Annotated in this window: 19 protein-coding genes, 1 tRNA gene and 1 pseudogene; 7 read left to right on the top strand and 14 right to left on the bottom strand. The window is 64.6% G+C overall.

Annotation, left to right across the window (positions count from 1 at the left end; genetic code table 11):
* Positions 1–2: 2 nt before the first annotated feature.
* The 7 genes and pseudogenes from carB to pyrB form a co-directional block, all read right to left on the bottom strand.
* Positions 3–3,194: a carbamoyl-phosphate synthase large subunit gene (gene carB, locus KQI11_RS00550; protein ID WP_216400694.1), complete on the bottom strand. Its 3,192-nt coding sequence runs from the start codon at positions 3,192–3,194 to the stop codon at positions 3–5.
* A gap of 3 nt (positions 3,195–3,197) precedes the next feature.
* The gene (locus tag KQI11_RS00545) at positions 3,198–4,316 is read right to left on the bottom strand and encodes a carbamoyl phosphate synthase small subunit (protein WP_216400693.1); all 1,119 of its coding nucleotides are present in this window, start codon (positions 4,314–4,316) and stop codon (positions 3,198–3,200) included.
* 46 nt (positions 4,317–4,362) lie between these two features.
* Positions 4,363–5,268: a dihydroorotate dehydrogenase gene (locus KQI11_RS00540; protein ID WP_216400902.1), complete on the bottom strand. Its 906-nt coding sequence runs from the start codon at positions 5,266–5,268 to the stop codon at positions 4,363–4,365.
* A gap of 5 nt (positions 5,269–5,273) precedes the next feature.
* Positions 5,274–6,017: a dihydroorotate dehydrogenase electron transfer subunit gene (locus KQI11_RS00535; protein WP_216400692.1), complete on the bottom strand. Its 744-nt coding sequence runs from the start codon at positions 6,015–6,017 to the stop codon at positions 5,274–5,276.
* Complete coding sequence (gene pyrF, locus KQI11_RS00530) at positions 5,992–6,870, bottom strand: orotidine-5'-phosphate decarboxylase (protein WP_502757121.1); 879 nt, start codon at positions 6,868–6,870, stop codon at positions 5,992–5,994. Before pyrF ends, KQI11_RS00535 begins: the two co-directional genes overlap by 26 nt.
* Before the next feature lie 56 nt (positions 6,871–6,926).
* The gene (locus tag KQI11_RS00525; RefSeq protein WP_216400900.1) at positions 6,927–8,117 is read right to left on the bottom strand and encodes a dihydroorotase; all 1,191 of its coding nucleotides are present in this window, start codon (positions 8,115–8,117) and stop codon (positions 6,927–6,929) included.
* 209 nt (positions 8,118–8,326) lie between these two features.
* A pseudogene (pyrB, locus tag KQI11_RS00520) lies at positions 8,327–9,241 on the bottom strand (aspartate carbamoyltransferase); the annotation flags it as partial.
* A 501-nt stretch (positions 9,242–9,742) separates the two neighbouring features.
* On the opposite strand from pyrB, the gene KQI11_RS00515 reads away from it, so the two are divergent.
* The 5 genes from KQI11_RS00515 to KQI11_RS00495 all read left to right on the top strand — a co-directional run bounded on the left by KQI11_RS00515 (position 9,743) and on the right by KQI11_RS00495 (position 13,618).
* Positions 9,743–10,513 carry a TatD family hydrolase gene (locus KQI11_RS00515; RefSeq protein WP_216400690.1) on the top strand — a complete coding sequence of 257 codons (771 nt, stop codon included), beginning with the start codon at positions 9,743–9,745 and terminating at the stop codon, positions 10,511–10,513.
* 87 nt (positions 10,514–10,600) lie between these two features.
* Entirely contained in the window at positions 10,601–10,900 is a 300-nt protein-coding gene (locus KQI11_RS00510) for a hypothetical protein (protein WP_216400689.1), read from the top strand.
* Between the two features lie 89 nt (positions 10,901–10,989).
* A tRNA-Met gene (locus KQI11_RS00505) sits at positions 10,990–11,066 on the top strand.
* A 405-nt stretch (positions 11,067–11,471) separates the two neighbouring features.
* A complete protein-coding gene (locus KQI11_RS00500) occupies positions 11,472–12,146 on the top strand; it encodes a hypothetical protein (protein WP_216400688.1) in 675 nt (224 codons plus the stop codon).
* A gap of 194 nt (positions 12,147–12,340) precedes the next feature.
* Positions 12,341–13,618, top strand: coding sequence for an HD-GYP domain-containing protein (locus KQI11_RS00495; protein WP_216400687.1), 1,278 nt, complete (start codon positions 12,341–12,343; stop codon positions 13,616–13,618).
* A gap of 66 nt (positions 13,619–13,684) precedes the next feature.
* Here KQI11_RS00495 and KQI11_RS00490 read toward each other — a convergent pair whose 3' ends face one another.
* The gene (locus KQI11_RS00490; RefSeq protein ID WP_216400686.1) at positions 13,685–14,632 is read right to left on the bottom strand and encodes a 2-hydroxyacid dehydrogenase; all 948 of its coding nucleotides are present in this window, start codon (positions 14,630–14,632) and stop codon (positions 13,685–13,687) included.
* A 239-nt stretch (positions 14,633–14,871) separates the two neighbouring features.
* On the opposite strand from KQI11_RS00490, the gene KQI11_RS00485 reads away from it, so the two are divergent.
* Positions 14,872–16,542 carry a 6-pyruvoyl-tetrahydropterin synthase-related protein gene (locus KQI11_RS00485; protein WP_216400685.1) on the top strand — a complete coding sequence of 557 codons (1,671 nt, stop codon included), beginning with the start codon at positions 14,872–14,874 and terminating at the stop codon, positions 16,540–16,542.
* A gap of 35 nt (positions 16,543–16,577) precedes the next feature.
* On the opposite strand, the gene glpK is transcribed toward KQI11_RS00485, so the two are convergent.
* Positions 16,578–18,074, bottom strand: coding sequence for a glycerol kinase GlpK (gene glpK / locus KQI11_RS00480; protein WP_216400684.1), 1,497 nt, complete (start codon positions 18,072–18,074; stop codon positions 16,578–16,580).
* Between the two features lie 261 nt (positions 18,075–18,335).
* Here glpK and KQI11_RS00475 point away from each other — a divergent pair, with 261 nt between their 5' ends.
* Entirely contained in the window at positions 18,336–19,607 is a 1,272-nt protein-coding gene (locus KQI11_RS00475; RefSeq protein ID WP_216400683.1) for an FAD-dependent oxidoreductase, read from the top strand.
* Positions 19,608–19,703: 96 nt separating this feature from the next.
* Here the strand turns inward: KQI11_RS00475 and KQI11_RS00470 are convergent, their stop codons facing one another.
* From KQI11_RS00470 to KQI11_RS00450, 5 genes are all read right to left on the bottom strand, one after another.
* Positions 19,704–20,876: a phosphoglycerate dehydrogenase gene (locus tag KQI11_RS00470; RefSeq protein ID WP_216400682.1), complete on the bottom strand. Its 1,173-nt coding sequence runs from the start codon at positions 20,874–20,876 to the stop codon at positions 19,704–19,706.
* Positions 20,877–21,020: 144 nt separating this feature from the next.
* A complete protein-coding gene (gene serC, locus KQI11_RS00465; protein ID WP_216400681.1) occupies positions 21,021–22,118 on the bottom strand; it encodes a 3-phosphoserine/phosphohydroxythreonine transaminase in 1,098 nt (365 codons plus the stop codon).
* A gap of 321 nt (positions 22,119–22,439) precedes the next feature.
* A complete protein-coding gene (locus tag KQI11_RS00460) occupies positions 22,440–22,916 on the bottom strand; it encodes a GNAT family N-acetyltransferase (protein WP_353653875.1) in 477 nt (158 codons plus the stop codon).
* Complete coding sequence (locus tag KQI11_RS00455) at positions 22,913–23,473, bottom strand: ATP-binding protein (protein ID WP_216400680.1); 561 nt, start codon at positions 23,471–23,473, stop codon at positions 22,913–22,915. The genes KQI11_RS00460 and KQI11_RS00455 overlap by 4 nt, the downstream gene beginning before the upstream one ends.
* A 2-nt stretch (positions 23,474–23,475) precedes the next feature.
* Positions 23,476–24,051, bottom strand: a complete 576-nt coding sequence (locus KQI11_RS00450) for a hypothetical protein (RefSeq protein ID WP_216400679.1) — start codon at positions 24,049–24,051, stop codon at positions 23,476–23,478.
* Positions 24,052–24,102: the final 51 nt, after the last annotated feature.

The raw sequence follows: 24,102 nt of genomic DNA, 5'->3' as shown, positions 1-24,102 counted from the left end.
CGCTAGATTTTGGTGATGTCCACCACCTCGATGCCCTCGACGGTGCGGCCGCTGGCCAGCATCTTGGAGAGGACGTCGGCGGTGTCGATGGCGGTGAGACAGGGGATCTGCCGCTCTACCGCCTTGCGGCGGATGCGCACCCCGTCGCGCTCGGGGGTGCGCCCCTTGGCCGAGGTGGAGATGACGTAGTCGATTTTGCCGCTCTCCAGCAGGTCCAGCACGTCGGGCGAGCCCTCGCCGATCTTCTTCACGGCGGTGGTGGGGACCATGTTCTTGTTCAGCCGCAGGGCGGTGCCGCCGGTGGCGTAGAGGTCAAAGCCCATCTGGCTGAAGCGGTCGGCGATGGGCACTACCTCGTGCTTGTCCTGGTCGCGCACGGTGATGAGCACCCCGCCGTGGTGCTTGAACTGGTAGCCGGCGGAGCAGAGCCCCTTGAAAAGGGCCTCCTCGTAGGTCTTTGCCACCCCCAGCACCTCGCCGGTGGACTTCATCTCGGGGCCGAGCTGGGTGTCCACGTCGTGCAGCTTTTCAAAGCTGAAGACCGGCACCTTGACGGCCACAAAGTCCTTTTCGGGGAAGAGGCCGGTGCCGTACCCCATCTCCGCCAGGGACTCGCCCAGCATGCAGCGGGTGGCCAGGTCGACCATGGGGACCCCGGTGACCTTGCTGATGTAGGGGACGGTGCGGGAGGAGCGGGGGTTCACCTCGATGACATAGACCTGCCCCTCGTGCACCACGTACTGGATGTTCATCAGCCCCACCACCCCGAGCTCCCGCGCCAGGCGGCCGGTGTAGTCGACGATGGTCTCCTTGATGGAGGGGGAGAGGGTCTGGCTGGGGTAGACCGAGATGGAGTCGCCCGAGTGGACGCCCGCCCGCTCCACGTGCTGCATGATGCCGGGGATCAGGTAGTCCCTGCCGTCGCAGATGGCGTCCACCTCGGTCTCGGTCCCCATGAGGTACTTGTCGATGAGGACCGGGTTTTCCAGCTCGTGGGCGGTGATGATGCGCATGTACTCCACCACGTCGGCCTCGGAGTGGGCGATGATCATGTTCTGCCCGCCCAGCACGTAGGAGGGGCGCAGCAGCACCGGGTAGCCCAGCTCCCCGGCGGCCGCCACCGCCTCTTCGGTGGTGAAGACGGTGTGCCCCTGGGGCCGGGGGATGCCGCAGCGCTCCAACAGGGCGTCAAAGCGCTCTCTGTCCTCGGCCTCGTCGATGGCGTCGGGGGAGGTGCCGAGGATGGGGACCCCCATCTCCTTGAGGGATTTGGTCAGCTTGATGGCGGTCTGCCCGCCGAACTGCACCACCACCCCGTCGGGCTTCTCGGTCTGCAGCAGGGCCTTCACGTACTCGGGGTTGAGGGGGTCGAAGTAGAGACGGTCGCCGGTGTCGAAGTCGGTGGAGACCGTCTCGGGGTTGTTGTTGGCGATGATGGCCTCGTACCCCTTCTCCTTCAGGGCCCAGGCGCAGTGGACGCAGCAGTAGTCAAACTCGATCCCCTGGCCGATGCGGATGGGCCCCGAGCCGAAGACCACCACCTTCTTCTTGCCGCTCTGCTCCCGGGCAATGTGTTCGGCGGCCTCGTTCTCGTCGCCGTAGGAGGAGTAGAAATAGGGGGTCTCGGCGGTGAACTCGGCGGCGCAGGTGTCCACCATCTGATAGCCGGGGAGCCACTGTTCCGGCAGCTCTTTGCCGGAGAGACGGGCGATGGTCGCGTCCAAAAAGCCTAGCTTCTTGGCGCGGCGGTAGCTCTCGGCGTCCAGCTGGCCGGCCTTCAGGGCCAGCTCCATCCGGGCCAGGTTTGCAAACTTGGCCAAAAACCACTTGTCGATCTTGGTGATCTCAAAAATCTGGTCGAAGGAGATCCCCCGCTTGATGGCCTCGTAGACCACGAAGAGGCGCTCGTCGTCGGTGACCGAGAGGAGGCGGACGATCTCCTCGTCGCTCTGCTCCTCCAGCTGGGGGAGGGTGAGGGTCTCCATCCCCAACTCGATGGAGACCACCGCCTTCATCATGGCCTGCTCAAAGCTGCGGGCGATGGCCATCACCTCGCCGGTGGCCTTCATCTGGGTGCCCAGGGTCTTTTCGGCGTAGACGAACTTGTCAAAGGGCCAGCGGGGGAACTTGACCACGCAGTAGTCCAGGGTGGGCTCAAAGCAGGCGCAGGTCTTGCCGGTGACGGCGTTGGGGATCTCGTCCAGGCTGTAGCCGATGGCGATCTTGGCCGCCACCTTGGCGATGGGGTAGCCGGTGGCCTTGGAGGCCAGGGCGGAGGAGCGGGAGACCCGGGGGTTGACCTCGATGACCGCGTACTCAAAACTGTTGGGGTAGAGGGCGTACTGGACGTTGCAGCCCCCCTCGATGCCCAGGGTGGAGATGATGTTGATGGCCGAGGAGCGCAGCATCTGGTACTCTTTGTCGGTCAGGGTCTGGGAGGGGGCGACCACCACGCTGTCGCCGGTGTGGACCCCCACCGGGTCGATGTTCTCCATGTTGCAGACGGTGATGACGTTGCCCTTGCCGTCGCGCACCACCTCGTACTCGATCTCCTTCCAGCCGGAGATGCACTTCTCGATGAGCACCTGGGTGATGGGGGAGAGGCGCAGGCCGTTCCCGGCGATCTCCCGTAGCTCCTCCTCGTTCTGGGCAATGCCGCCGCCCGAGCCGCCCAGGGTGTAGGCGGGGCGGACGATGACCGGGTAGCCGATCTCGGCGGCAAAGGCCAGGGACCCCTCGACGGTGGTCTCCACCTGGGAGGGGATGCAGGGCTCGCCGATAGAGAGCATGGTGTCCTTAAAGGCCTGTCGGTCCTCGGCCTTTTTGATGGTCTCGGGGTTGGCGCCCAGCAGCTTGACGCCCTCCTCCTCCAAAAAGCCCTCTTCGGCCAGCTCCATGGCCAGGTTGAGCCCGGTCTGCCCCCCCAGGGTGGGGAGGATGGAGTCGGGCCGCTCCTTGCGGATGATCTTCTTGATGATCTCGGGGCGCAGGGGCTCGATGTAGATCTTGTCGGCCATGGCCTTGTCGGTCATGATGGTGGCCGGGTTGGAGTTGACCAAGATCACCTCCAGCCCCTCCTCCTTGAGGGCCCGGCAGGCCTGGGTGCCGGCGTAGTCGAACTCGGCCGCCTGGCCGATGACGATGGGGCCGGAGCCGATGACTAAAACCCGCTTGATGTCGCTTCTCTTTGGCATGGCTTATCTGTCCCCTTTCGCGTCTTTGATGCGGTCAATGAATTCGTCGAAGAGATAGGCGGTGTCCTTGGGCCCGGCGCTGGCCTCGGGGTGGAACTGCACGGTGAAGCAGTTGTAGCGCTCGTAGCGAATGCCCTCCACCGTGCCGTCGTTGGCGTTGACGTGGCTGATGCGCCCCAGGTTGGTGTCAAAGCTGTCCCCCTCCACGGCGTAGCCGTGGTTTTGGGAGGTGATGAAGGTGCGGTCCAGATCCCGGTCCTTGACCGGCTGGTTGGAGCCGCGGTGGCCGTATTTCAGCTTGCAGGTGGCGGCGCCGGTGGCCAGGGCGGTGAGCTGGTGGCCCAGGCAGATGCCGAAGATGGGCACCCCAGAGGGCAGCAGCTTGGCGATCTCGGCGATGATGGCGGTGTTTTCCGCCGGGTCGCCGGGGCCGTTGGAGAGCATGATGCCGTCGGGCCGCAGGGCCAAGATCTCCTCGGCCGAGGTGTGGCCGGGCACCACGGTCACGCGGCAACCCCGGTTTTGCAGAGAGCGGACGATGTTGCGCTTGTAGCCGTAATCGCAGAGGACCACGTGGTAGTCCCCCTCGGTCCCCTCGGCCTTGGGGAAGGAGGCGGGCGCGGTGCAGGAGACGGCGGCCACCGCGTCGGCGATGGTGTAGGCGCGGATCTGCTCGAGGAGGGCGCCCTTCTTCGACTCGTCGTACTCGGTGGTGATGGCCCCGTTCATCACCCCGGACTCCCGCAGTTTCTTGGTGAGGGCCCGGGTGTCGATGCCGGCGATGGCGATGACGTTTTGCGATTTGAGAAAGGCGTCCAGGTCCATGGCCACCCGGAAGTTAGAGGGGGTCTCGCACCACTCGCTGACAATGTAGCCCTTGACCCAGCTGCGGCCCGACTCCATGTCGTCGTTGTTGATGCCGTAGTTGCCGATGAGGGGGTAGGTCTGGGTGACGATCTGCCCGTAGTAGGAGGGGTCGGTGAGCACCTCCTGATAGCCGGTCATGCCGGTGTTGAAGACCGTCTCGCCCACCGTGGTCCCCTCGGCCCCAAAGGAGACGCCGGGGTAGACCGAGCCGTCCTGCAGGACCAGCCAGGCTCTCTTGGTTTCATTCTGTTGCATGTGATGCCTCCCTGTATAAAGCGGTGTTTGTATTCTTATTTGTATATTACCGGTCGGTGCGGGCCAGGCCGCGGATCTCGCTCACCGCGGCAAATCCGTGGCGCTCCAGATACCGGTCGATGCCGTCGATGATGTCCAGGCAGATGTCGGGTTTGACGAAGTTGGCGGTCCCCACCTGCACGGCGGTGGCACCGGCCAGCAGAAATTCCAGGGCGTCGCTGGCGGAGGCGATCCCCCCCAGGCCCACCACCGGGATTTTGACCGCCCCGCAGACCTGATATACCATCCGCAGGGCAATGGGGCGGATGGCCGGGCCGGAGAGGCCGGCAAAGAGGTTGGCAAAGACCGGCTGCCGCCGCTCCACGTCGATGGCCATGGCCTGGAAGGTGTTGACCAGGCTCAGGGCGTCGGCCCCGGCGTCCTCGCAGGCCCGGGCCATCTCGACGATGTTCTCGGCGTTGGGGGAGAGCTTGACCATCAGCGGCTTTTTGCAGACCTTGCGCACCGCCGACACCACCTGGTGGGCCGACTGGCACTGGATGCCGAAGGCCATCCCCCCCGCCTTGACGTTGGGGCAGGAGATGTTGAGCTCGAGGATGTCGATGTCCGCCTCGCTCAAGAGGGCGGCCCCGTCCAGATAGCTTGGCAGGTCACTGCCGCCCAGGTTGGCGATGACCGCGGCCCCGCAGCGGCGCATGAAGGGGAGGTCGTCCCGGAGGAAGGCCTCGACCCCGGGGTTTTGCAGGCCGATGGAGTTGATGACCCCGCTGGGGGTCTCGCAGATGCGCTGCCCCTCGTTGCCGTACTTGCCCCCCATGGTGAGCCCCTTGGAGGAGATGCCCCCCAGCCGGCCCACGTCGAAGAAGGGGGCGAACTCCTGCCCAAAGCCAAAGGTCCCCGAGGCGGCGATGACCGGGTTTTTCAGCTCCACCCCGCAGAGGTCGGTTCGCAGATCGCTCACAGGATCACCTCCTCGGCCCGAAAGACCGGGCCCTCTTTGCAGACGCACTTCGCCCCGTGGGCGGTCTTGCAGGTGCAGCCCAGGCAGGCGCCCACCCCGCAGGCCATGTGCCGCTCCAGGGAGAGCAGGCAGCGGACCCCGGCGTCCAGGCAGGCCCGGCCCAATTTTTCCATCATCACCTGGGGGCCGCAGGTCAGCACCCAGTCGTAGTCGGCCACCGAGAAGAGGTCGGTGACAAACCCCTTCTGCCCCTCGCGGCCGCTGTCGGTGGCCACCGCCACCCGCTGCACCGCGCCCTGCAGGCTCTCCAGCTCATAGCTCTGGTCGCGAAAGCCGCAGAAGAAATCCACCTGGCAGTTTTGCAGGGATTTGGCGGTGTAGACCATGGGCGCCAGGCCGATGCCGCCGGTGACCACTGCCACCCGGCCGCTGACCTCGCCCACCGGGAAGCCGGTGCCGGCGGGGCCCAGCAGGGAGACCTGTCCCCCCGCCGGCAGCTGGGAGAGGAGGTGGGTGCCCCGCCCCCGCACCTCGTAGAGGAAGGTGACCGTCCCCTCGCCGGCGTCGTTCACGCTGATGGGGCGGGAGAGGAGGGGGTCGTTCCCCTCCCAGCCGCGGACCATGTAGAACTGGCCGGGGGCCGGTTGGGGGGCGCCCCCCAAATCGACCTTCATCTTGTAGACGGTCTCGGTCACCCGGTCGTTTTGCAGGATCTTATTTACCGTATACGCTGCAGGCACTGGCGATCTCCTCTCTGGCGCGGAGGACCTCTTTGCGGGAGGCCTCGGCGAACTGTCTCTCATCCCCGTCCTTCTTGTAGGCCAGCAGCACCCCGCGGGAGGAGTTGACCACCCCGCCGTTGCCCCGGCAGAGATAGCGGGCGATGTCCTCGGCCTTGCCGCCCTGGGCGCCGTAGCCGGGGATCAGGAAGAAGGTGGAGTCCAGGGCGGCGCGGATGGTTTCCGCCTCCAGGGAGGAGGTGCCGCCGATGACCGCCCCCACCGGGGAGTAGCCGTAGGTGCCGATGTAGGGCTTGCCCAGCTCCTGCACCTTTCTGCCGACGATGTCGTAGAGGGGCTCCCCCTCGCTCTGCAGGTACTGAAAGTCCTCCCGCCCGGGGTTGGAGGTGCGCACCAGGATGAAGAGGCCCTTGCCGCTTTGCTCCACATAGGGGAGGTAGGGGGTGACGCTGTCGAGCCCCATGTAGGGGCTGAGGGTGACGAAGTCGGCCTCAAAGTCGCCGGTGAAGTGGGCCTTGGCGTACATCTCGGCGGTCTTGGCGATGTCGCCCCGCTTGACGTCGGCAATGGCGACCAGCTCCCGCTCCCGCAGGTAGGCCAGGGTGTCCTTGTAGGCGCGCAGCCCGTCAAGGCCCAGGGACTCGTAGTAGGCGATCTGCACCTTGAAGCAGCCCGCCACATCGGCGGTGGCGTCGATGATCTGCCGGTTGAAGGCAAAGACCGCCTCCCCCGGGGTCTGGTACTGTGCGGCCAGCCACTGGGGCACGTAGGAGATGTCGGTGTCCAGCCCGACGCAGATGGGGCCGCGGGCCGCCACCGATTCGTACAGTTTGTCGGCAATACAGATGTTCACAGCAGGTTCCTCCTTGTTTTACAGTCCGTTGTATTTTATCTATTTATTTCAATTTGTCATTCCCCGTCCCGGGTGTAGGTGACCCTTCCCGCCTTGACGGTGCACTCCACCCGGCCGGTGAAGGTCTTGCCGTCAAAGGGGGTGTTTTTGGATTTGCTGTGCAGCTTGGCCGCCTCGACCCGGTAGGGGGCCGCCTCGTCCACCAGGGCCAGGTCCCCGTCAAAACCGGGGCGCAGCAGGCCCTTGTTCATCCCCAACAGCTGGGCGGGGGCTTGGCTCATCATCCGGGAGAGCGCCTCCAGCGGCAGCCCGTTTTCCCGGCAGAGAACGGTGTGGCAGACCGAAAAGGCGGTCTCCAGCCCCACCATCCCCGGCGACCCGGCGGCCTTGTCCGCCTCGGTGTGGGGGGCGTGGTCGGTGGCGATGGCGTCCACCTCCCCTTTCAGGCAGGCCTGGATGAGGGCCTCCACATCGGCCCCCTGGCGGATGGGGGGGTTGACCCGGTAGCCGCTGTCTTTGAAATAGAGGTGGTGGGGGGCCACCTCGCAGGTCACCCAGACCCCGGCGCCCTTGGCGGCGGCGATGGCGGCCATGGCCTCCCGGGTGCTGACGTGGCACAGGTGCAGGTGGGCGCCGGTGTGGGCGGCGAGGGCGATATCCCGCACGGTGGCCAGGTTCTCCGCCAGCCGGTAGTCGTAGGGGGAGATCTCCATCTCCTCGGCGTGGGAGAGGACGGCCATCCCCTTTTCCCGGGCAATGCGCATGGCCCGCTCCATCACCGCGGCGCGGGCGACCCCCCGGCCGTCCTCGCTGATGCAGCGCACCTCGTCGGTGAGGGCCTTCAGGTGCTCGGTGGTCTCGCCGTCAAAGTGCTCGGTGACGCTGACGCACTGGTGCAGGTCCACCAGCCCCACGGCCCGGGCCCGCTCCACCGCGTAGCGGACCCCCTCCATGGAGGAGCAGACCGGGTCGGTGTTGGCCATGCAGTTGACGGCGGTGTATCCCCCGGCGGCGGCGGCCTGGCTGCCGGTGGCGATGTCCTCCTTCTGGGTATAGCCCGGATCGCGGAAGTGGCAGTGCAGGTCCACAAAGGCGGGCAGCACCGTCTTTCCCCCCGCGTCCAGCACCGGGCAGCCGGCGGGGACGGCCAGCTCCCGGCCGACGGCCTCGATCAGGCCGCCGCGGATGTAGAGGTCGGCGCGCAGCCGCCCGTTCGCGTCGCAGAGGACGCCGTTTTTCACCAGCAGGTCCATCGGTCTCTCCTCTCTCAATCGGCCAGTTGGTCGCAGTACCAGCAGCGCAGCCGGCCGCCCTCCTCCACAAAGCGGGGGGGCTGGGTGGGCTCGGCACAGGCCACGCACTTGGGGTTTTGACAGCGGTGGCCGGGGTGGTCCCCCGCCGGGGTGCGGGTGGGCTCCAGGTGGTTGCGGGCCCCGGTGACCGGGTGGCCGTCGGTGACCCCCAGCACCTTGCAGAGAAGGGCCATCCGGGCGAACATCCCGTACTGGGCCTGCTTGAAGTACCAGGCGCGGGGGTCGGCGTCCACCTCGGTGGCGATCTCGCTTACCCGCGGCAGGGGGTGCAGGACGATGGTGTCGGCCCCCGCCCCGGCCATCTTGGCCGCGTCGAGGATGTAGCAGTCGCGCAGCCGCTCGTACTCGGCCCGGTCGGCAAAGCGCTCCCCCTGCACCCGGGTCATGTAGAGGACGTCCAGCCGGCCGATGCACTCCTCGATGGTGCGCACCTGGTGGAAAGCCGCCCCCGCCGCCTCCATTTGGGCAATAATATAGTTTGGCAAAGACAGTTCTTCAGGCGAGATGCAGTAGAAGGTGACGCCTTCGTACCGGCACATGGCCTCGATGAGGGAGTGAACTGTTCTGCCAAACTTCAAATCGCCGCAGAGGCCGATGGTCAGGTGGTCCAGTCGGCCTTTTGCGGTGCGGATGGTGTAGAGGTCGGTGAGGGTCTGGGTGGGATGCTGGTGCCCGCCGTCCCCGGCGTTGATGACGGGAATGCCGGCGTAAAGGGTGGCCGCCCGGGGCGCCCCCTCTAAAAAGTGCCGCATGGCGATCGCGTCGGCATAGGAGCTGACCATGCGGGCGGTGTCGGCCACCGTCTCCCCCTTGGAGGTGGAGGAGGCCGCCGCGCTCTGCACCCCAAAGACACGGCCGCCCAGGCGGAGCATGGCCGCCTCAAAGCTGAGGCGGGTGCGGGTGCTGGGCTCAAAAAAGAGGGTGGCCAGCAGCTTGCCGTCACAGGCGTGGGCGTAGGCTGCCGGGTCTTTGACGATGTCGTCGGCCAGGGCAAAGAGCTCGTCCAACTCCCGGGGGGAGAAGTCGGACGGGGAGATGAGGTTTCTTCCTGCAAGCATGGGCATTTCCTTTCTGCGCAGCGGCAGGGCCGGAGGTCTTTTGCAAACAAAACCGGCCCTGTCTCAACAAAGGCGGCCGTCACCAGCCGCTCGCGTTCCTGTCGGGCGCCCTTTATAAAGGAAAGGCGGCGGACAAAAGAAAAGGAAGAACAAAACCCGGTTTTGTTTTTCCCTCCTGTCCGGCGCAGAGCGCCACATATTAAGTTGTATTTTAGCAAGTCGTGCCCGATTTTGCAACGGTGTGGAAACCTTTTTCCCGGGGAAAATGCGGTAAGGACAACCGCTTTTTTTGTGAAAAGTTCCAGAGTGTTTGCAAATTGCCCGGTTTGGGTTGCGCCTCTCCCCTTTTTCCGATATAGTGTAAACAGCTATTTCCCTTTTTCAGAGAGGGGCATTTTGGCAAGTCAGCGGCTGGCGCGGCTGTTCCCCCAGGGGGACGGGCCGCCCGGCCGCTTTTGGGTGGACCGGGGATCCCGGCTGCCCGGGAGAGGAGATTTTCCTGTGAAACTGCAACACCTGTTTGACTCGCACGCCCACTACGAGGACGCCCTGTTCGGCGAGGACCGGCACCGCATCCTCGCCGGCCTGCCCGACCAGGGGGTCGAGTGGGTGCTCAACTGCTGTTCCGACCTGGGGGTGGCCCCGCTGGTGGTGGCGCTGACCGAGCAGTACGACTTTGTCTACGGCTCGGTGGGGGTGCATCCCCACTGGGTGCTGGAGACGCCGGAGGACTATCTGGACCAGCTGGAGCGGCTGGCCCGCTCGCCCAAGGTGGTGGCCCTGGGGGAGATGGGGTTTGACTACTTCTTCGACGAGCCCCGGGACCTGCAGGAGCGCATCTTCCGCGGGCAGATGGATCTGGCGCAGCAGCTGAAGCTGCCGGTCATCATCCACGACAGGGAGGCCCACGAGGACACCTACCGGGTGTTGGAGGAGTACAAGTTGCCGGGGATCGTCCACCGCTTTTCCGGCAATGTGGAGGGGCTGCGCCGGGTGCTGGACTGGGGGATGTACGTGAGCTTCAACGGCGACATCACCTGGCCGGAGTACAACGAGACCGCCCTCAAGGTGTTGGCAGCCACCCCCATGGAGCGGCTGCTCATTGAGACCGACGCCCCCTACATGCCCCCCAAGGTGCTGGAAGGGCAGCTCTGCGACTCGGCCATGCTGCCCCACATCGTCGAGGTGATCGCCCAGGTCAAGGGGCTCGACCCGCAGGAGGTCTGTGACATCTCCGCCAAAAATGCGCGCGAAATTTATGGTATAAATTAACAAACTGTACACAGGCGGGTATTGTTTTTTTGGGCTGCACATACTATAATGAGTTTAACCTACTGAAGGTGAAAGGGAGGAACGACTATGAAATTCAGCAAGCTGCTCTCGACCTTGGCGGTGCTGGCTTCTGCCGCGGGGGTCATTTACCTGGCATACAAGTTCTTCAAAAAACACTGTGTCTGCTGCTGCGACGACGACGGCTGCGAATACCTGGACGCCTACACCGACGAGTTCGGCGAGGATGACGAGTATGCCGACGAGTGCGGCTGCTGCTGTGGCGAAGAGGACGAGGACTGCTGCTGCGACGAATGCGCCGCCGAAGAGACCCCGGCCGAGGAGAGCGACGCCTCCGCAGAGGAAGAGGACGAAGAAGAGAAATATTAGTCGAAATGTTTTTGGTCAACACCCGCATTTGGGTGTTGACTTTTTTTTGTCCTGTGATATAATAAATCTTGCACTTGAGAAATAGATATCGCGGAGTGGAGCAGTCTGGTAGCTCGTCGGGCTCATAACCCGAAGGTCGTAGGTTCAAATCCTGCCTCCGCAACCATGTATTTACACCATCAGCACAGCGCTGGTGGTGTAATTTTTTTGCCGGCAAGAGTCGCCGGTCCCGCCGGTGGGGCGCTCCCCCCAAAAGCATTCGCTGCAATCGCCGGAAAAGCAGACTGCCAAGGGCCGCAGGGCGTTGGGAAGGGGACGCCGCAAAAGGACAATCCCGCCCATTTGCAGGCCGCAGGGCAGACAGGTGAAAAAATCTCGGTGCGCCTTCATACGCCCGCCGCCACCAGTCCCCTATGGGGGCGGTTCGATCCCCCGGCCTTGCCGGTGGGGATGGCCGGTCGCCCGGCAAAACCCACTCTGCAAAACCACCCTCCTCTTCTCTTGAAATATCGCGCCATTCTTCCTTTTTCGACAAGTTTCTGCTACACTGTTGAAAAAGGGGGCTTATATGATGAAAAAATTGCTGAGTGGAGCCATCGCCGTATGCCTGATCTGTGCCGCGCTCGTGGGGTGCGGCACAGGTGGGGAGACCGCCGCCTCGGTCATTGCGGATTTAAAGGAAAAGGGCGTTCCCATCTCCTATTCCATCGTCTATGACGACGCGACCGACCCCAACGGCGAGGGGCCGCACGATTACAAGGAGAAGGGCAACTTTGCCGACAGCCGCCTGGAGACGGCATACGACGAAAGCGAGCCCGAGAGCGGCTCTGTGGAGATCTACAAGAGTGAGGCCGCGGCAAAGGCCCGCGCCGACAAGCTCAACTCCTTCAGCGCCCTGGACCTGCTGCAGTACCAAATCGTCAAGGGCAACGTGCTCATCCGCCTGAACAGCGCCTTTACGGAGGAGCAGGTGGCCGACTACACCGCTGCCATTGGCGGCACCCTGTACCACTCCCCCTCCGCCTCGGTGCACCAAAACCAATACGCTTACGGCAAATTCTTTATAGAGCACGCAAAACAGCTCAAAGAGGGGATGACGCTGGCGGAGGCCACCGCCATCATGGGCTTTGCGCCGCACACCTCCGCCAACACCTCCGTCTGGTTTGACGAGGGCAGCAACAGCACCGTGATGGTCATTGTCGACAACGGAGCGGTCAAGACCGTCAATGCCATTTTAGACGAATAAAAGTCGAAGAGAGCGCACCCAGGTGCGCTCTCTTCAGCAGGCGCAGGAACTCCACTCCCCCTGCTGTATAGCGGTCCCCTGCAAAAACTCTGCCGCCTCTTCCCGCATCCCCTTTTTAATTTGGGGGGAAAGCTGTATACTAACTAAAGTATAGATTTAGAACACCTCGCCTGGCGGGGGAAGGGCGGCGACAGATGGAGATTATCAGCAGCAAACACGTGGTGGATATCGTCTGCCGGACCCTCGGGCGGGTCGACCGGCGGCTCACCGGCCACGGGGAACGGGTCGCCAGCTTGGCTTTACAGCTCCTCCTCACCCAAAAGGGAGGGGTGCTCTCCCGCCAGGAGATGGACTTGGTGCTGGCGGCCCTCTTTCACGACGTGGGGGCCTACAAGACCGACGAGATCGATGGCCTCCTCTCCTTTGAGCGGGAGGGCGGCTGGAACCACGCCGTCTACGGGTACCTCTTCCTCAAAAATTTCTCGCCCCTGGGGGCGGTGGCCGACGCCGTCCTCTACCACCACTGCCCCTACCGGGAGCTGCGCCAGATCGACACCCCCCACCAGATGGGCGCCGCCCTCATCTGCCTGTGCGACCGGGTGGACGTGCTGGTGCAGGCGGGGCGAAAAGCGGAGATCCCCGCCCTGTTGGCGCGGGAGCGGGGCGATCTCTTTGACCCGCTGCTGGTGGACCTCTTTTTGCGCGCCGACGGCGAGCGGCAGCTTTTGGACCAGGGGGAGGGCGCCCTCTGCGTCCCCCTCTGGGTGGCCGCCTCCCGCCTCTCCTTTGACGAGGGGGAGAAGCGCTCCTTTTTGCAGATGCTCGCCTACTCCATCGATTTTCGCAGCGAGTACACGGTACTGCACACCATCACCACCGTCAGTATCAGCCTCGCCATCGCCCGGCTGCTGGGGCTGGACGAGGACGCCCAGCAGCGCATCTACTACGGCGCCCTTCTCCACGACCTGGGCAAGGTGTCCACCCCCCTCTCCATTCTGGAAAAACCGGGTCGGCTCACCGAGGAGGAGATGGCCGTCATGCAAACACACGCGTCGGTCACCGGCGAGATCCTGGGCGGGTTTGTCCGCGACGACATCTACCGCATCGCCGTGCGCCACCATGAAAAGCTGGACGGTTCCGGCTACCCGCTGGGGCTGCGGGGGGAGGAGTTGAGCCTGCCCGAACGGGTGGTGGCGGTGGCGGACATCGTCAGCGCTCTGGCGCGCAAGCGCAGCTACAAGGAGGCCTTTGACCGGGAGCGGGTACTGGCCATTCTGGGGCAGATGCAGGCAGATGGGGCCATCTGCCCGCGGGTGACCGCCCTCGTCTGCAGCCACTACGACCAGCTCATGGAGAGCGCCCGCGTCGGCAGCGCCCCTGTGCTGGCCCTCTACCGGGGGGTGCTGGGGGAGTACCGCGCCCTCTCCACCGAGATTTGGGCAGCGGGCCGGACAGGGCCCGACCTGACTTGAAAGCGCCCCCTTCGCCCCCACCGCGCAAAAAAGCGCCGCCCCAGGCGGGACGGCGCTTTTTTGCCGCTATAAAATGGTGTTGACCTGCTCTCCGGCCAGCCATTTCTCGATGTTTTCAAAGACGATCTTGCACCGGGCCTCCATCGACTCGCGGGAGGCAAAGGCCACGTGGGGGGTGACCAGGATGTTTTTGCAGTGCAGCAGGGGGTGGTCGGTGGGCAGGGGGGGCTCCACCTCAAAGACGTCGATCCCCGCGCCGGCGATGGCGCCGCTGTCGAGGGCTTCCGCCAGGGCCTGCGAATCCACCACCGGGCCGCGGGCGGCGTTGAGAAGAAGGGCGCTGGACTTCATCAGCCCCAGCTTCTGGGCGTCAATCAGGCCGCGGGAGGAGTCGTTGAGGGGGCAGTGCAGGGAGACGATGTCCGACTCCCGCAGGAGGGTCTCAAGGGAGACATACTCCACGATCCCCTTGGCGTTTTCCTTGGGGCGGGGGGCATAGGCCAGGATCTTGCAGCCGAAGGCGGCAAACAGCTGGGCGGTGCGCAAGCCGATGGCCCCCGTGCCCACAATGCCGACGGTCTTGCCGCCCAACTCGCTGCCCACCAGGCCGTCTTTGGTGCCGCCGGTCCGGCACCGCTGGGACACCTGGGGCAGGTTGCGCAGCAGGGAGAGGGCCATGCAGACGCAGAGCTCGACCACCGCCTGGGTGGAGTAGCCGGCGGCGTTGCTCACCGCGATCCCCTTGGCGCGGGCAGCCTCCAGATCCACGTGGTCGACGCCGGTGAAGGCCACGTCGATGAACTTCAACTTGTCGCAGGCGGCGATCACCTCGCCGGGCAGGGGCATGTTGGCCAGCATGACGATGTCGGCGTCCTTGGCCCGCTGGATCATCACCGCGGGATCGGTGTCTTTGGGGTAGGCGGCAAAGGTGTGGCCCGCCTCCACCAGGGGTTTGGCGCAGGCGTTCAGGGTCTCGTCAGAGACGCCCAGGGATTCCAGCAACACGATATTCACAGGGAAAGCACTCCTTTTGCAAATAAATTTTCAACTTTTTGCTTTTATGATACCATTCCCTCCCTCCTCCCGCAAGGATGTTTTCCAGACAATTTGCCGGCTCTAAAGGGGGAGCGTTCCCCGCTCGCTCTCCCAAAATACAGTGGATTTTTGGCACCAAAACTGGTAATATAGAAATCGTGTAAAATACTGGCCTGTCAAATGGACATGCCAGCTAGGTGCATCAAAGGAGTACGAGAATGAAAAAGAACCGCCTTTTGCGAACCATCCGACCGTCCAGGTTGTTTATTTTCTTTGCTTTGGCCGCAATGATTGCCCTTTCGCTCTACCCGATTTTGCAGTCCGACCTGCTCTACTGCCACGACCAGACCTTTCACCTGACCCGCATCGAGGCCATCAAAGACGGCCTTCTCCATCACCAGTTTCCCGTCTACATCCACGAGACCACCCTGCGCGGCTACGGGTACGGGGCGGGACTCTTTTACCCCAATTTCTTTCTCTATATCCCCGCCCTGTTTCGCATTCTCGGCTTTAGCGTGATGGCCTCTTACAAGCTCTTCCTCATCCTGGTCAATATCGCGACCTGTCTGTCCATCTACTTCTGCTCCAAATACATCTGCAAAAGCAGATATGCCGCTCTGGTCGCCTCTGCCTTTTACATGTTGGCACAGTACCGTCTCATCAACATCTACACCAGAGGGGCGGCCGGGGAATTTTTGGCGATGATCTTCTTCCCCATCGTCCTCTGCGGGATCATCGATCTCCTCTACTGCGGATTTCACCGCCCCTGGCTGCTGGGCTTGGGCTTTGCGGGGCTCATGCTCACCCACTCCATCTCCCTGGCGGCGATGTTGGTCATCACCTTTGTCATCCTCCTCTTCCACCTGCCGACCCTCTTTAAAAACAAGGGATACTTTCTCAAACTCGTCGTCACGGCCGTCTGCGTGCTGGCTGTCACCAGCTTTTTCTGGCTTCCCATGCTGGAGCAGTTTGCCTCTGGCAAATTTCTCGTCTCCACCACAGAAAACTACTTGAATGCCTCCGCCCTTTCCGTCACCCGCCTATTTGATTTTTACTACAAGGGGATCGGCTTTCCCCTTCTCTTCTTCCCCTTTCTGCGCCTGTTCCTGCGGCGAAAGCCCTCGAACAGCCGATCTCTCAAAATTGCGGACGGCTGTTTCATCGCGGGCATCGTCCTTCTGGGAATGAGCACCGGGCTCTTCCCCTGGGGTCGGTTGGAGGAGACCCCCTTTAGCCTTCTCCAATTCCCCTGGCGGCTGTTGGGCTTTGCCACCCTCTTCCTGTCCATCGGCTGCGGGATCGTCTGCCATCAACTGTTTCGCCGAAGAGAGCGCACCATCGCCCTGATTTTGGTTTTGACCGTCAACGCCGCGTTCTCCATCGTCACCCTCAACAGCCGGCTGGGGGACCTGGAGGTCATTCCCGGAAACTACTTCTCCTCGCCGGAGCGAACGCTGAGCATCGGCATGGGGGAATGGCTCCCAGTCGAAACAGACATAGACGCACTCAACACCCCTTACACCGTCTTTGCCTCTGGGGGGACCATCTCCCTGTCGGAAAGTCAAAAGACCGGGTGCACCCTCTCCTTCTCAAATGAAGAACAGGCCGAATCCGATTATTTTGACGTTCCTCTGCTGTACTATCTGGGGTATCGCGCTTCAATCGAAACAGAGGATGGAAAAACGCCCCTGACAGTTGAAAGATCGCCCAACAACAACCTTGTGCGCGTCCAAAACCCCCAGCATCTCGAAGGCACCATCACCGTTCGGTACGGAAAGACCACCGTGCAGGTAGTCTCCCTCATCACAAGTGGAGGCACCGCCGCAGCCCTGATTGCGTATTTCCTCTACCGCAGCCAAAAGAGGAAAAAGAGCGGTTTGCCCCAGTAAAAAAACAGCCGGAGCCCATTGGCTCCGGCTGTTTTTCACTCCTCCCCCCGAAACGCCCGCGCGGCCGCCACCGCCCGGGACCAGCCCTCCAGCCGGCGCGCCCGGCCGGCCTCGTCCATCCCGGGCTCAAAGATGCGGGCCAGCTGCCAGTTGCCGCGGATCTCCTCTTGGCTCTTCCAGTAGCCCACCGCCAGACCGGCCAGATAGGCGGCCCCCAGGGCGGTGGTCTCGATGCAGGCGGGCCGGTGGACCGGCGCGCCGATGATGTCGGACTGAAACTGCATCAAAAAGTCGTTGGCGCAGGCGCCGCCGTCCACCCGCAGGGCCTGCAGCTCCAGTCCGGCGTCCGCCTTCATGGCCCCCAGCACGTCGGTCACCTGGTAGGCGATGGATTCCAATGTGGCGCGGATGAAGTGGTATTTGTTTGACCCCCTGGTGAGCCCGAAGACTGCGCCCCGGGCATAGGGGTCCCAGTGGGGGGCCCCCAGGCCGGTAAAGGCAGGCACCACATAGACCCCGCCGGTGTCGGGCACCTTTTGGGCCATGTACTCGCTATCCCCAGCTGACTCCACCAACTTCATCTCGTCGCGCAGCCACTGGACCGCCGCGCCCCCCACAAAGATCGAGCCCTCCAGGGCGTAGGTCACCCGGTCGCCCAGCCCCCAGGCGATGGTGGTAATCAGCCCTTGGCTGGAGGAGACCGGCTTCTCCCCGGTGCAGAGGAGGAGGAAGCAGCCGGTGCCGTAGGTATTTTTGGCCTCGCCCGCCGCAAAGCAGGTCTGCCCGAACAGGGCCGCCTGCTGGTCCCCCGCCGCCCCGGCGATGGGGATCTCCCCGCCGAAGATGGAGGGGTCGGTGAACCCGAACACCCCGCTGGAGGGGCAGACCCGGGGCAGCATGGAGCGGGGGATCTGCAACTTCTCCAAAATCTCGTCGTCCCAGTCCAGGGTGTGGATGTTAAAGAGCATGGTGCGGGAGGCGTTGGAGAGGTCGGTCAGGTGGCAGCGCCCCTTGGTCAGGTTGTAGATCAGCCAGCTGTCCACCGTGCCAAAGGCAAGCTGGCCGGCGTCCGCCTTCTGCCGCGCCCCTGGCACCGTGTCGAGGATCCAGCGCACCTTGGTGGCGGAGAAGTAGGCGTCAATGGGCAGCCCGGTCTTAGCGCGAAACCACCCCTCCAACCCCTGGGCCTTCAACTCGTCGCAGAAGGGGGCGGTGCGGCGGCACTGCCAGACAATGGCGTTGTAGACCGGTTCGCCGGTCCGCCGGTCCCAGACCACCGTGGTCTCCCGCTGGTTGGTGATGCCGATGGCGGCCACGTCCCGGTGGGTGGCGCCGATTTTGTACATGGCCTCCTGCGCCACCCCGATCTGGGTGGACCAGATCTCCATGGCGTCGTGCTCGACCCAGCCCGCCCGGGGAAAGTGCTGGGTGTACTCCTTCTGCGCCAGGGAGACCATCTTCCCCTCGCGGTCAAACAAAATGCAGCGGGAACTGGTGGTCCCCTGGTCCAGCGCCATGATGTAACGGCTCATTGCCGCCTCTCCCCTTCCTCTGGCCCGGCCCCCTCAGGCGGGGGACCGGCGCAGGGCGGCCCTCCCCGCGCCGGACGCGGGGAAAAGCCGCCGTTTTTTCAAGTATAGCGGCCCCTCTGCGGGGGTGTCAACGGCGGCACGGCAGTTTTGGCACAAGGCACAAATCCCCCACAGACAAACCGGGCAAATCGGCCACCGCCCCTTCGGCAAATTGCGCGGGGGCGCCGGCGCATACTGGTGGGGAATGGGAGGTGCCTGCAAATGGAAAAGACAGTTGTGATCGTCGGGGGCGGTTGGGGCGGCTGCGCCGCGGCCTGCAGCGCCCGCCGGGCCGGGGCGCGGGCGGTGCTGTTGGAGCGCACCGACATGCTGCTGGGGACCGGGCTGGTGGGGGGGATCATGCAGAACAACGGCCGCCTCGCCGCAGCGCTGGAGATGGAGGCCCTGGGGGCGGGGGAGCTCTTCGCTCTCACCGACCGCTGTGCCCGGCACCGGAACGTCTCCTTCCCCGGCCACGCCCACGCCACCCTCTACGACGTGGGGCTGGTTCCGGGAGAGGTGCTCCAGCACCTGCGCTCCCTGGGGGTGGAGGTGGTCTTTCAGGCCCGGGTGAGCGGGGTCGAGCGGGAGGGGAACTGCCTGCAGGCGGTGCTCTGCAGCGACGGCCGCCGCTTTCCCGCCGACGCCTTTGTCGACGCCACCGGCACCGCCGGGCCGATGGCCAACTGCCAGCGCTACGGAAACGGCTGCGCCATGTGCGTTCTGCGCTGCCCCAGCTTCGGGGGACGGGTCAGCCTCACCGGCCTCTGCGGGGTGGCCGAATGGGTGGGGGAGAAGGCGGGCGGCGGGCCCGGCGCCATGAGCGGTTCCTGCAAGCTGCACAAGGGCTCCTTGAGTCGGCGGCTGCAGGAGAAGCTGGAGCGGGACGGGGTGGCGGTGATCCCCCTGCCCCCGCCGCTGCGGGAGGACCACCTCGCCCAAAAGGCCTGCCAGCAGTACGCGCAGGCCAGCTACCGCGACAACCTCGTCCTGCTGGACACCGGCCACGCCAAGTTGATGACCCCCACCTTCCCCCTGGAAAAGCTGCGGCAGGTGCCGGGGTTTGAAAATGCCCGCTACGAGGACCCCTACGCCGGGGGAAAGGGGAACTCCCTCCGCTTTTTCGCCATGGCCCCCCGGGACGACGCCCTGCGGGTGGAGGGGGTGGAGAACCTCTACTGTGCCGGCGAAAAGGCCGGTCTGTTGGTGGGGCACACCGAGGCCATCGTCACCGGCACCCTGGCGGGGCACAACGCCGCCCGCCAGTTGGCGGGCCGGCCACCGCTGGTCCTCCCCCGCGCCCTGGCGGTGGGGGAGGCGATCGCCTATGTGAGAGAGCAGATGGCCACCGGCGAGGGCCGGCGGAAAAAATACACCTTTTCCGGCTCGGTCCTCTGGGAGCGGCTGGGGCAATTGGGCCTCGGCTCGGTGGACGGCGGAGAGATCGCCGAGCGGGTCGCGCGCACTGGTTTGACCGGCGTCTTTGCAGAATAGAGTATTCCTGTTTGTATAATTACAATAAAATACAACAAAAGGGCCGGAAGGAACATTCCTTTCGGCCCTTTTGCGCGGTCGTTTCCGCCAATCAATCTATTCGCAGCGGGACAAGACCCGCACCCGGACGACCCCTTCGATTGCCCGGATCGCCCCCTCTACCGGCTCCGGCAGCTCGTCGGCCAGGTCCAGCATGGTGTAAGCGTACTCGCCGCGGGACTTGTTGACCAGGTTTTCGATGTTCAGTCCCGCCCCGCTGAGGGCGCTGGAGATCTGGGTGATCATGGCGGGGATGTTTCTGTGGATGACGCAGACCCGCACCCGGCCCGAGCGGGCCATCCGGCAGGTGGGTAGGTTGACCGCGTTCTTGATGTTCCCGTTTTCCAGGTAGTCCATCAACTCCCGGGCGGCCATCACCGCACAGTTGTCCTCGCTCTCGGGGGTGGAGGCACCCAGGTGGGGGAGGACGACGACCCCCTCGACCCCCAGCAGTTCCTCCTGGGCAAAGTCGGTCACGTAGCAGGCGACCTTCCCCTCCTCGACGGCCGCGAGGAGGGCCGGGGCCTCCACCAGTTCGCCCCGGGCGAAGTTGAGCAGCCGCACCCCGTCCTTCATCTGCGCCAGGGCGGCGGCGTCGACCATCCCCTTGGTGGCGGCGGTGTAGGGGACGTGCAGGGTGATGTAGTCGCTTTTTTGGTAGACCTCTTCCAGGCTGGCGGCGTGGGCGATCTGGCGGGAGACCTTCCAGGCGGCCTCCACCGACATGTAGGGGTCGTAGCCGATGACCTCCATCCCCAGGTGGCGGGCGGTGTTGGCCACCTGGATGCCGATGGACCCCATGCCGATGACACCCAGGGTCTTGCCGCCCAACTCGGGGCCGATGAAGGCCTTCTTCCCGGCCTCCACCCGCTTCTGCAGATCCGCCTCCCCCTTGAGCCCCTGCACCCAGGCGAGAGCGGCGGGAATTTTGCGAGAGGCCAGCAGCAGGGCGCAGAGAACCATCTCCTTCACCGCGCCGGCGTTGGCCCCGGGGGTGTTGAAGACGGCGATCCCCCGGCGGCTGCACTCCTCCACCGGGATGTTGTTCACCCCCGCGCCGGCCCGGCCGATGGCGGCCAGACAGGGGTCAAAGGGGTACTGGTGCAGGTCCGCCGAGCGGCAGAGCAGGGCGTCGGGCCGCTCGGCGCCGTCGTCCAGGACAAAGCGGTCGGGGTCAAAGGCGCGAAGGCCCGCGGGGCTGATTTGGTTGAGGGTTTTTACAGTATACATCAATATGCGCTTCCTCTCTCATCTGTCTGATTTTGGGGTGCTGTGTTTGCCGCACCGGTGACCGGCGCGGCGGGGTGAGGTGGGGTGCTGTCGGGGGACAAAAAGGGGGCGCTTCGCCCTGCGGCCAAGCACCCCCTGCCAAATTTAGCGGTGATCCGACTCAAACGCCTGCATAAACGCCACCAACTTTTTCACGCCCTCGACCGGCATGGCGTTGTAGATGGAGGCCCGCATCCCGCCCACCGAGCGGTGTCCCTTGAGGTTGACCAGCCCGGCCTGCTCCGCCTCCTTCACAAAGGCGGCGTCCAGCGCCGGGTCGCCGGTGACAAAGGGCACGTTCATCAGGGAGCGGTCCTCCCCCTGTACGGTGGGGGAGAAGAGGCGGCTCTGGTCGAGGTAGTCGTAGAGCAGCTCCGCCTTCTCGCGGTTTCGCTGCGCCATCTGCTCCAGGCCGCCCATGGGGCCCTGCAGCCAGTCGAGGACCAGCTTGCAGATGTAGATGGCGTAGGTGGGCGGGGTGTTGTACATGGAGCCCGCCTCGGCGTGGGTCTTGTAGTCAAACATGATGGGGGTCTTTTCCATGGCATGGCCGATCAAGTCCTCCCGGATGATGACCACCGTCAGGCCGGCGGGGCCCATGTTCTTCTGGGCGCCGGCGTAGATGAGGCCGAATCGGGAGATGTCCACCGGCTCGCTGAGGATGGAGGAGGACATGTCCGCCACCAGCGGCACGCTGCCGGACACCGGCAGGGTGCGGGGGGAAAAGGTGGTGCCGTAGATGGTGTTGTTGTAACAGATGTGCAGGTAGTCGGCCGCCGGGTCGAGCTGGGCGGGGTCCACCTGGGGGATATAGCTGTAGGTGCGGTCCTCTGAGCTGGCCACCACCCGGCACTCGCCGTAGACGCGGCCCTGCTGCCAGGCCTTTTTGGCCCACTGGCCGGTGATGACATAGTCGGCCTTGCCTGAACGGGTGAGCAGGTTTAGGGGCACCATAGCGAACTGGCTGGACGCGCCCCCCTGCAAAAACAGGACCCTGTACCCCTCGGGGATGGAGAGCGCGCGGCGCAGAGAGGCCTCGCAGTCGCCGATGATCTGCTCAAAGGCACTAGATCGGTGGGACATCTCCATAACTGACTGGCCGGAAGACCCGTAACAGAGCATCTCTGAAGAAGCCCGCTCCAATACCCACTCGGGCAGCATAGACGGGCCTGCGCTGAAGTTGTACACGCGGTTGGTTGCCATTGATGTCCCTCCTAAAAAAGTGATGGAGTGCGCGGCTCCGCCCGCTCCCGACGGGGCGGGGATGGCGGGGCCGGTCCTCTGTCCCGGGCGGCCTTTCTGCCCGGGGGTTGTTCCTTATTATACGGTGGGCCGATTCCACCGTCCATCCGCTTTCTCCCTAAAAAAGCCCTCACATTTCGCCCGCATTCCAGACAATTCGTTCACAGTTTGTGCAAATTTGTCCTTCACAGGCGGACTTTCCCGTTTGGCCCCCATCTCTGTCCGCAATAAAAAGACAGCCCCCCGAGGGAGGGCTGTCTTTTTTCCAGGCTGTCTTTTTTGTCACGGCGTCCGCCGCAGCCGCATCACCGCTTCGCCCCCGGTGTCCCGCTCGCCCGTGGACACAAAGCCAAAGGACTCGTACAGGGCGAGTGCCTGCCGGTTGTCGTCAAACAGGCTGAGGTAGATGCTGTCGCACCGGTACTCCGCAAAGAGCCACTCCAACAGCAGCCCTAAAAAGGCGCGACCGTAGCCCCTGCCCTGGTAGGCGCGGTCGATGAGCAGCCGGTCCAGCCAGACCCGCCGGTGGTTGCGAAAGCGGCCGTACATGGCAAAGCCCACCACCTGCCCGCCGTCGCAGAGGGCCACCGGCCGCCAGGTGGGCTCCTCCGCCGCCTCTGCCAGGCACTGGGCGGTGGTCTCGATAAACCCCTCCTGCCCGGGGGCCACCCGCAGGGCGAGCACCGCGGGCAGGCATTCTGCCGTGACCGGCCGGATCGCCAGCGCCCCTCCACCGGCCCCTTCTCTCCCCGGCCTCACAGCGCAAAGGCCTCGCAGATGCGGTCGGCCGCCTCCTCGGGGGAGAGGGCGGTGTTGTCCAGCCGCAGGTAGTGCGGCCAGTCGATCTCCCCCGGCAGGGAGTTCAGCCGGTGCGCCCCCTCCAACTGGCAAAACAGGGCCTCCGACTGCCGGAGATCGCGCTTGGAGGGCTTGTGGAGCAGCCGGTTTTCGCTGCGGTTCCGCGCCAGCCGCACCGCCCGGTCCGCCGCCAGCTCCACCAGATAGACGGGCGCGCCCCGCCCCTCAAACAGCGCCCGCACCCGCTCGATATAGGCCCGGTCCTCGGGGGCATCAAAGGCCCACATATAGGTGAAGATCAGCCCGGCGGCGTCGGTCTGGGAGAAGGCGTCGAACACCTGCCAGCGGAACTGGTCGCTCAAGGGTCCCCAGATGTTGGGCCGGTCGGGGAAGAGGTGGAGCAGCGGCTCCAAGCTCTCGTGGTTGTGAAAGAGGCGCAGGCCGGTGCGCCGCTCCAGGGCCTGGCCGACCGTCATCTTTCCCACCGCGTGGGGGCCCGTCAAAATGACCAGCTTCACCGCTACACCTCCCGGCAGGGGGTCCATTCCCAGCTGCCCTCCATGGCCGAGTCCAACCTCGCCCCGCAAAACTGGCAGTTTCCCCCGTGGACAGCGGGGATGGGGCCGCCGCAGCGGGGGCAGACCTCCGGCGTCTCGCCCTGCCCAAAGCCCGGGGCCTGGTAGCAGTAGTCCACCTCAAACTTGCGCTCTCGCTGGCCGTCCTTCACCCCGCACTGAAAGGTGATGACCCGCCGCTCCGCCCGCCGGTCGTAGCCGCTGATGACCGTCTTGCGGACGGTGCCCCCGGGGCAGGCACGGCGCACTGCCCCCTCGGCCAGTTCCTTGGCGTGGGCGATGTTGAAGCCGGTGAAATCCCGCTGGATCTGCGGGCCGTAGATGCTGTCGCCATTTTGCAGGGAGCGGGGCTCCGGGGGGAGTTCTCCCTCCTGCCCCACCGCCGCGCGGATGACGTCGGCAGCCAGGCCGACCGCCGAGTGGCGCACCCCCCACCAGAGCCGCTGCAGCCCCTTCACCGCCGCAAAAACTAAGATGGCAACCGCCACCAGGGCCAGCAGGGCCCAACCCCATCCGGGCATCGCCGCACACTCCTCTCCCGCGTCCAAGCCTCTGCGGCCGGGCGCACAGGC

The organism is Acetanaerobacterium sp. MSJ-12, from assembly GCF_018917875.1.
GTDB classification, from domain to species: Bacteria; Bacillota; Clostridia; order Oscillospirales; family Ruminococcaceae; genus Bittarella; species Bittarella massiliensis.
Note: the sequence above shows the minus strand (reverse complement) of the source record. Positions and strands in the feature narration are given on the sequence as shown.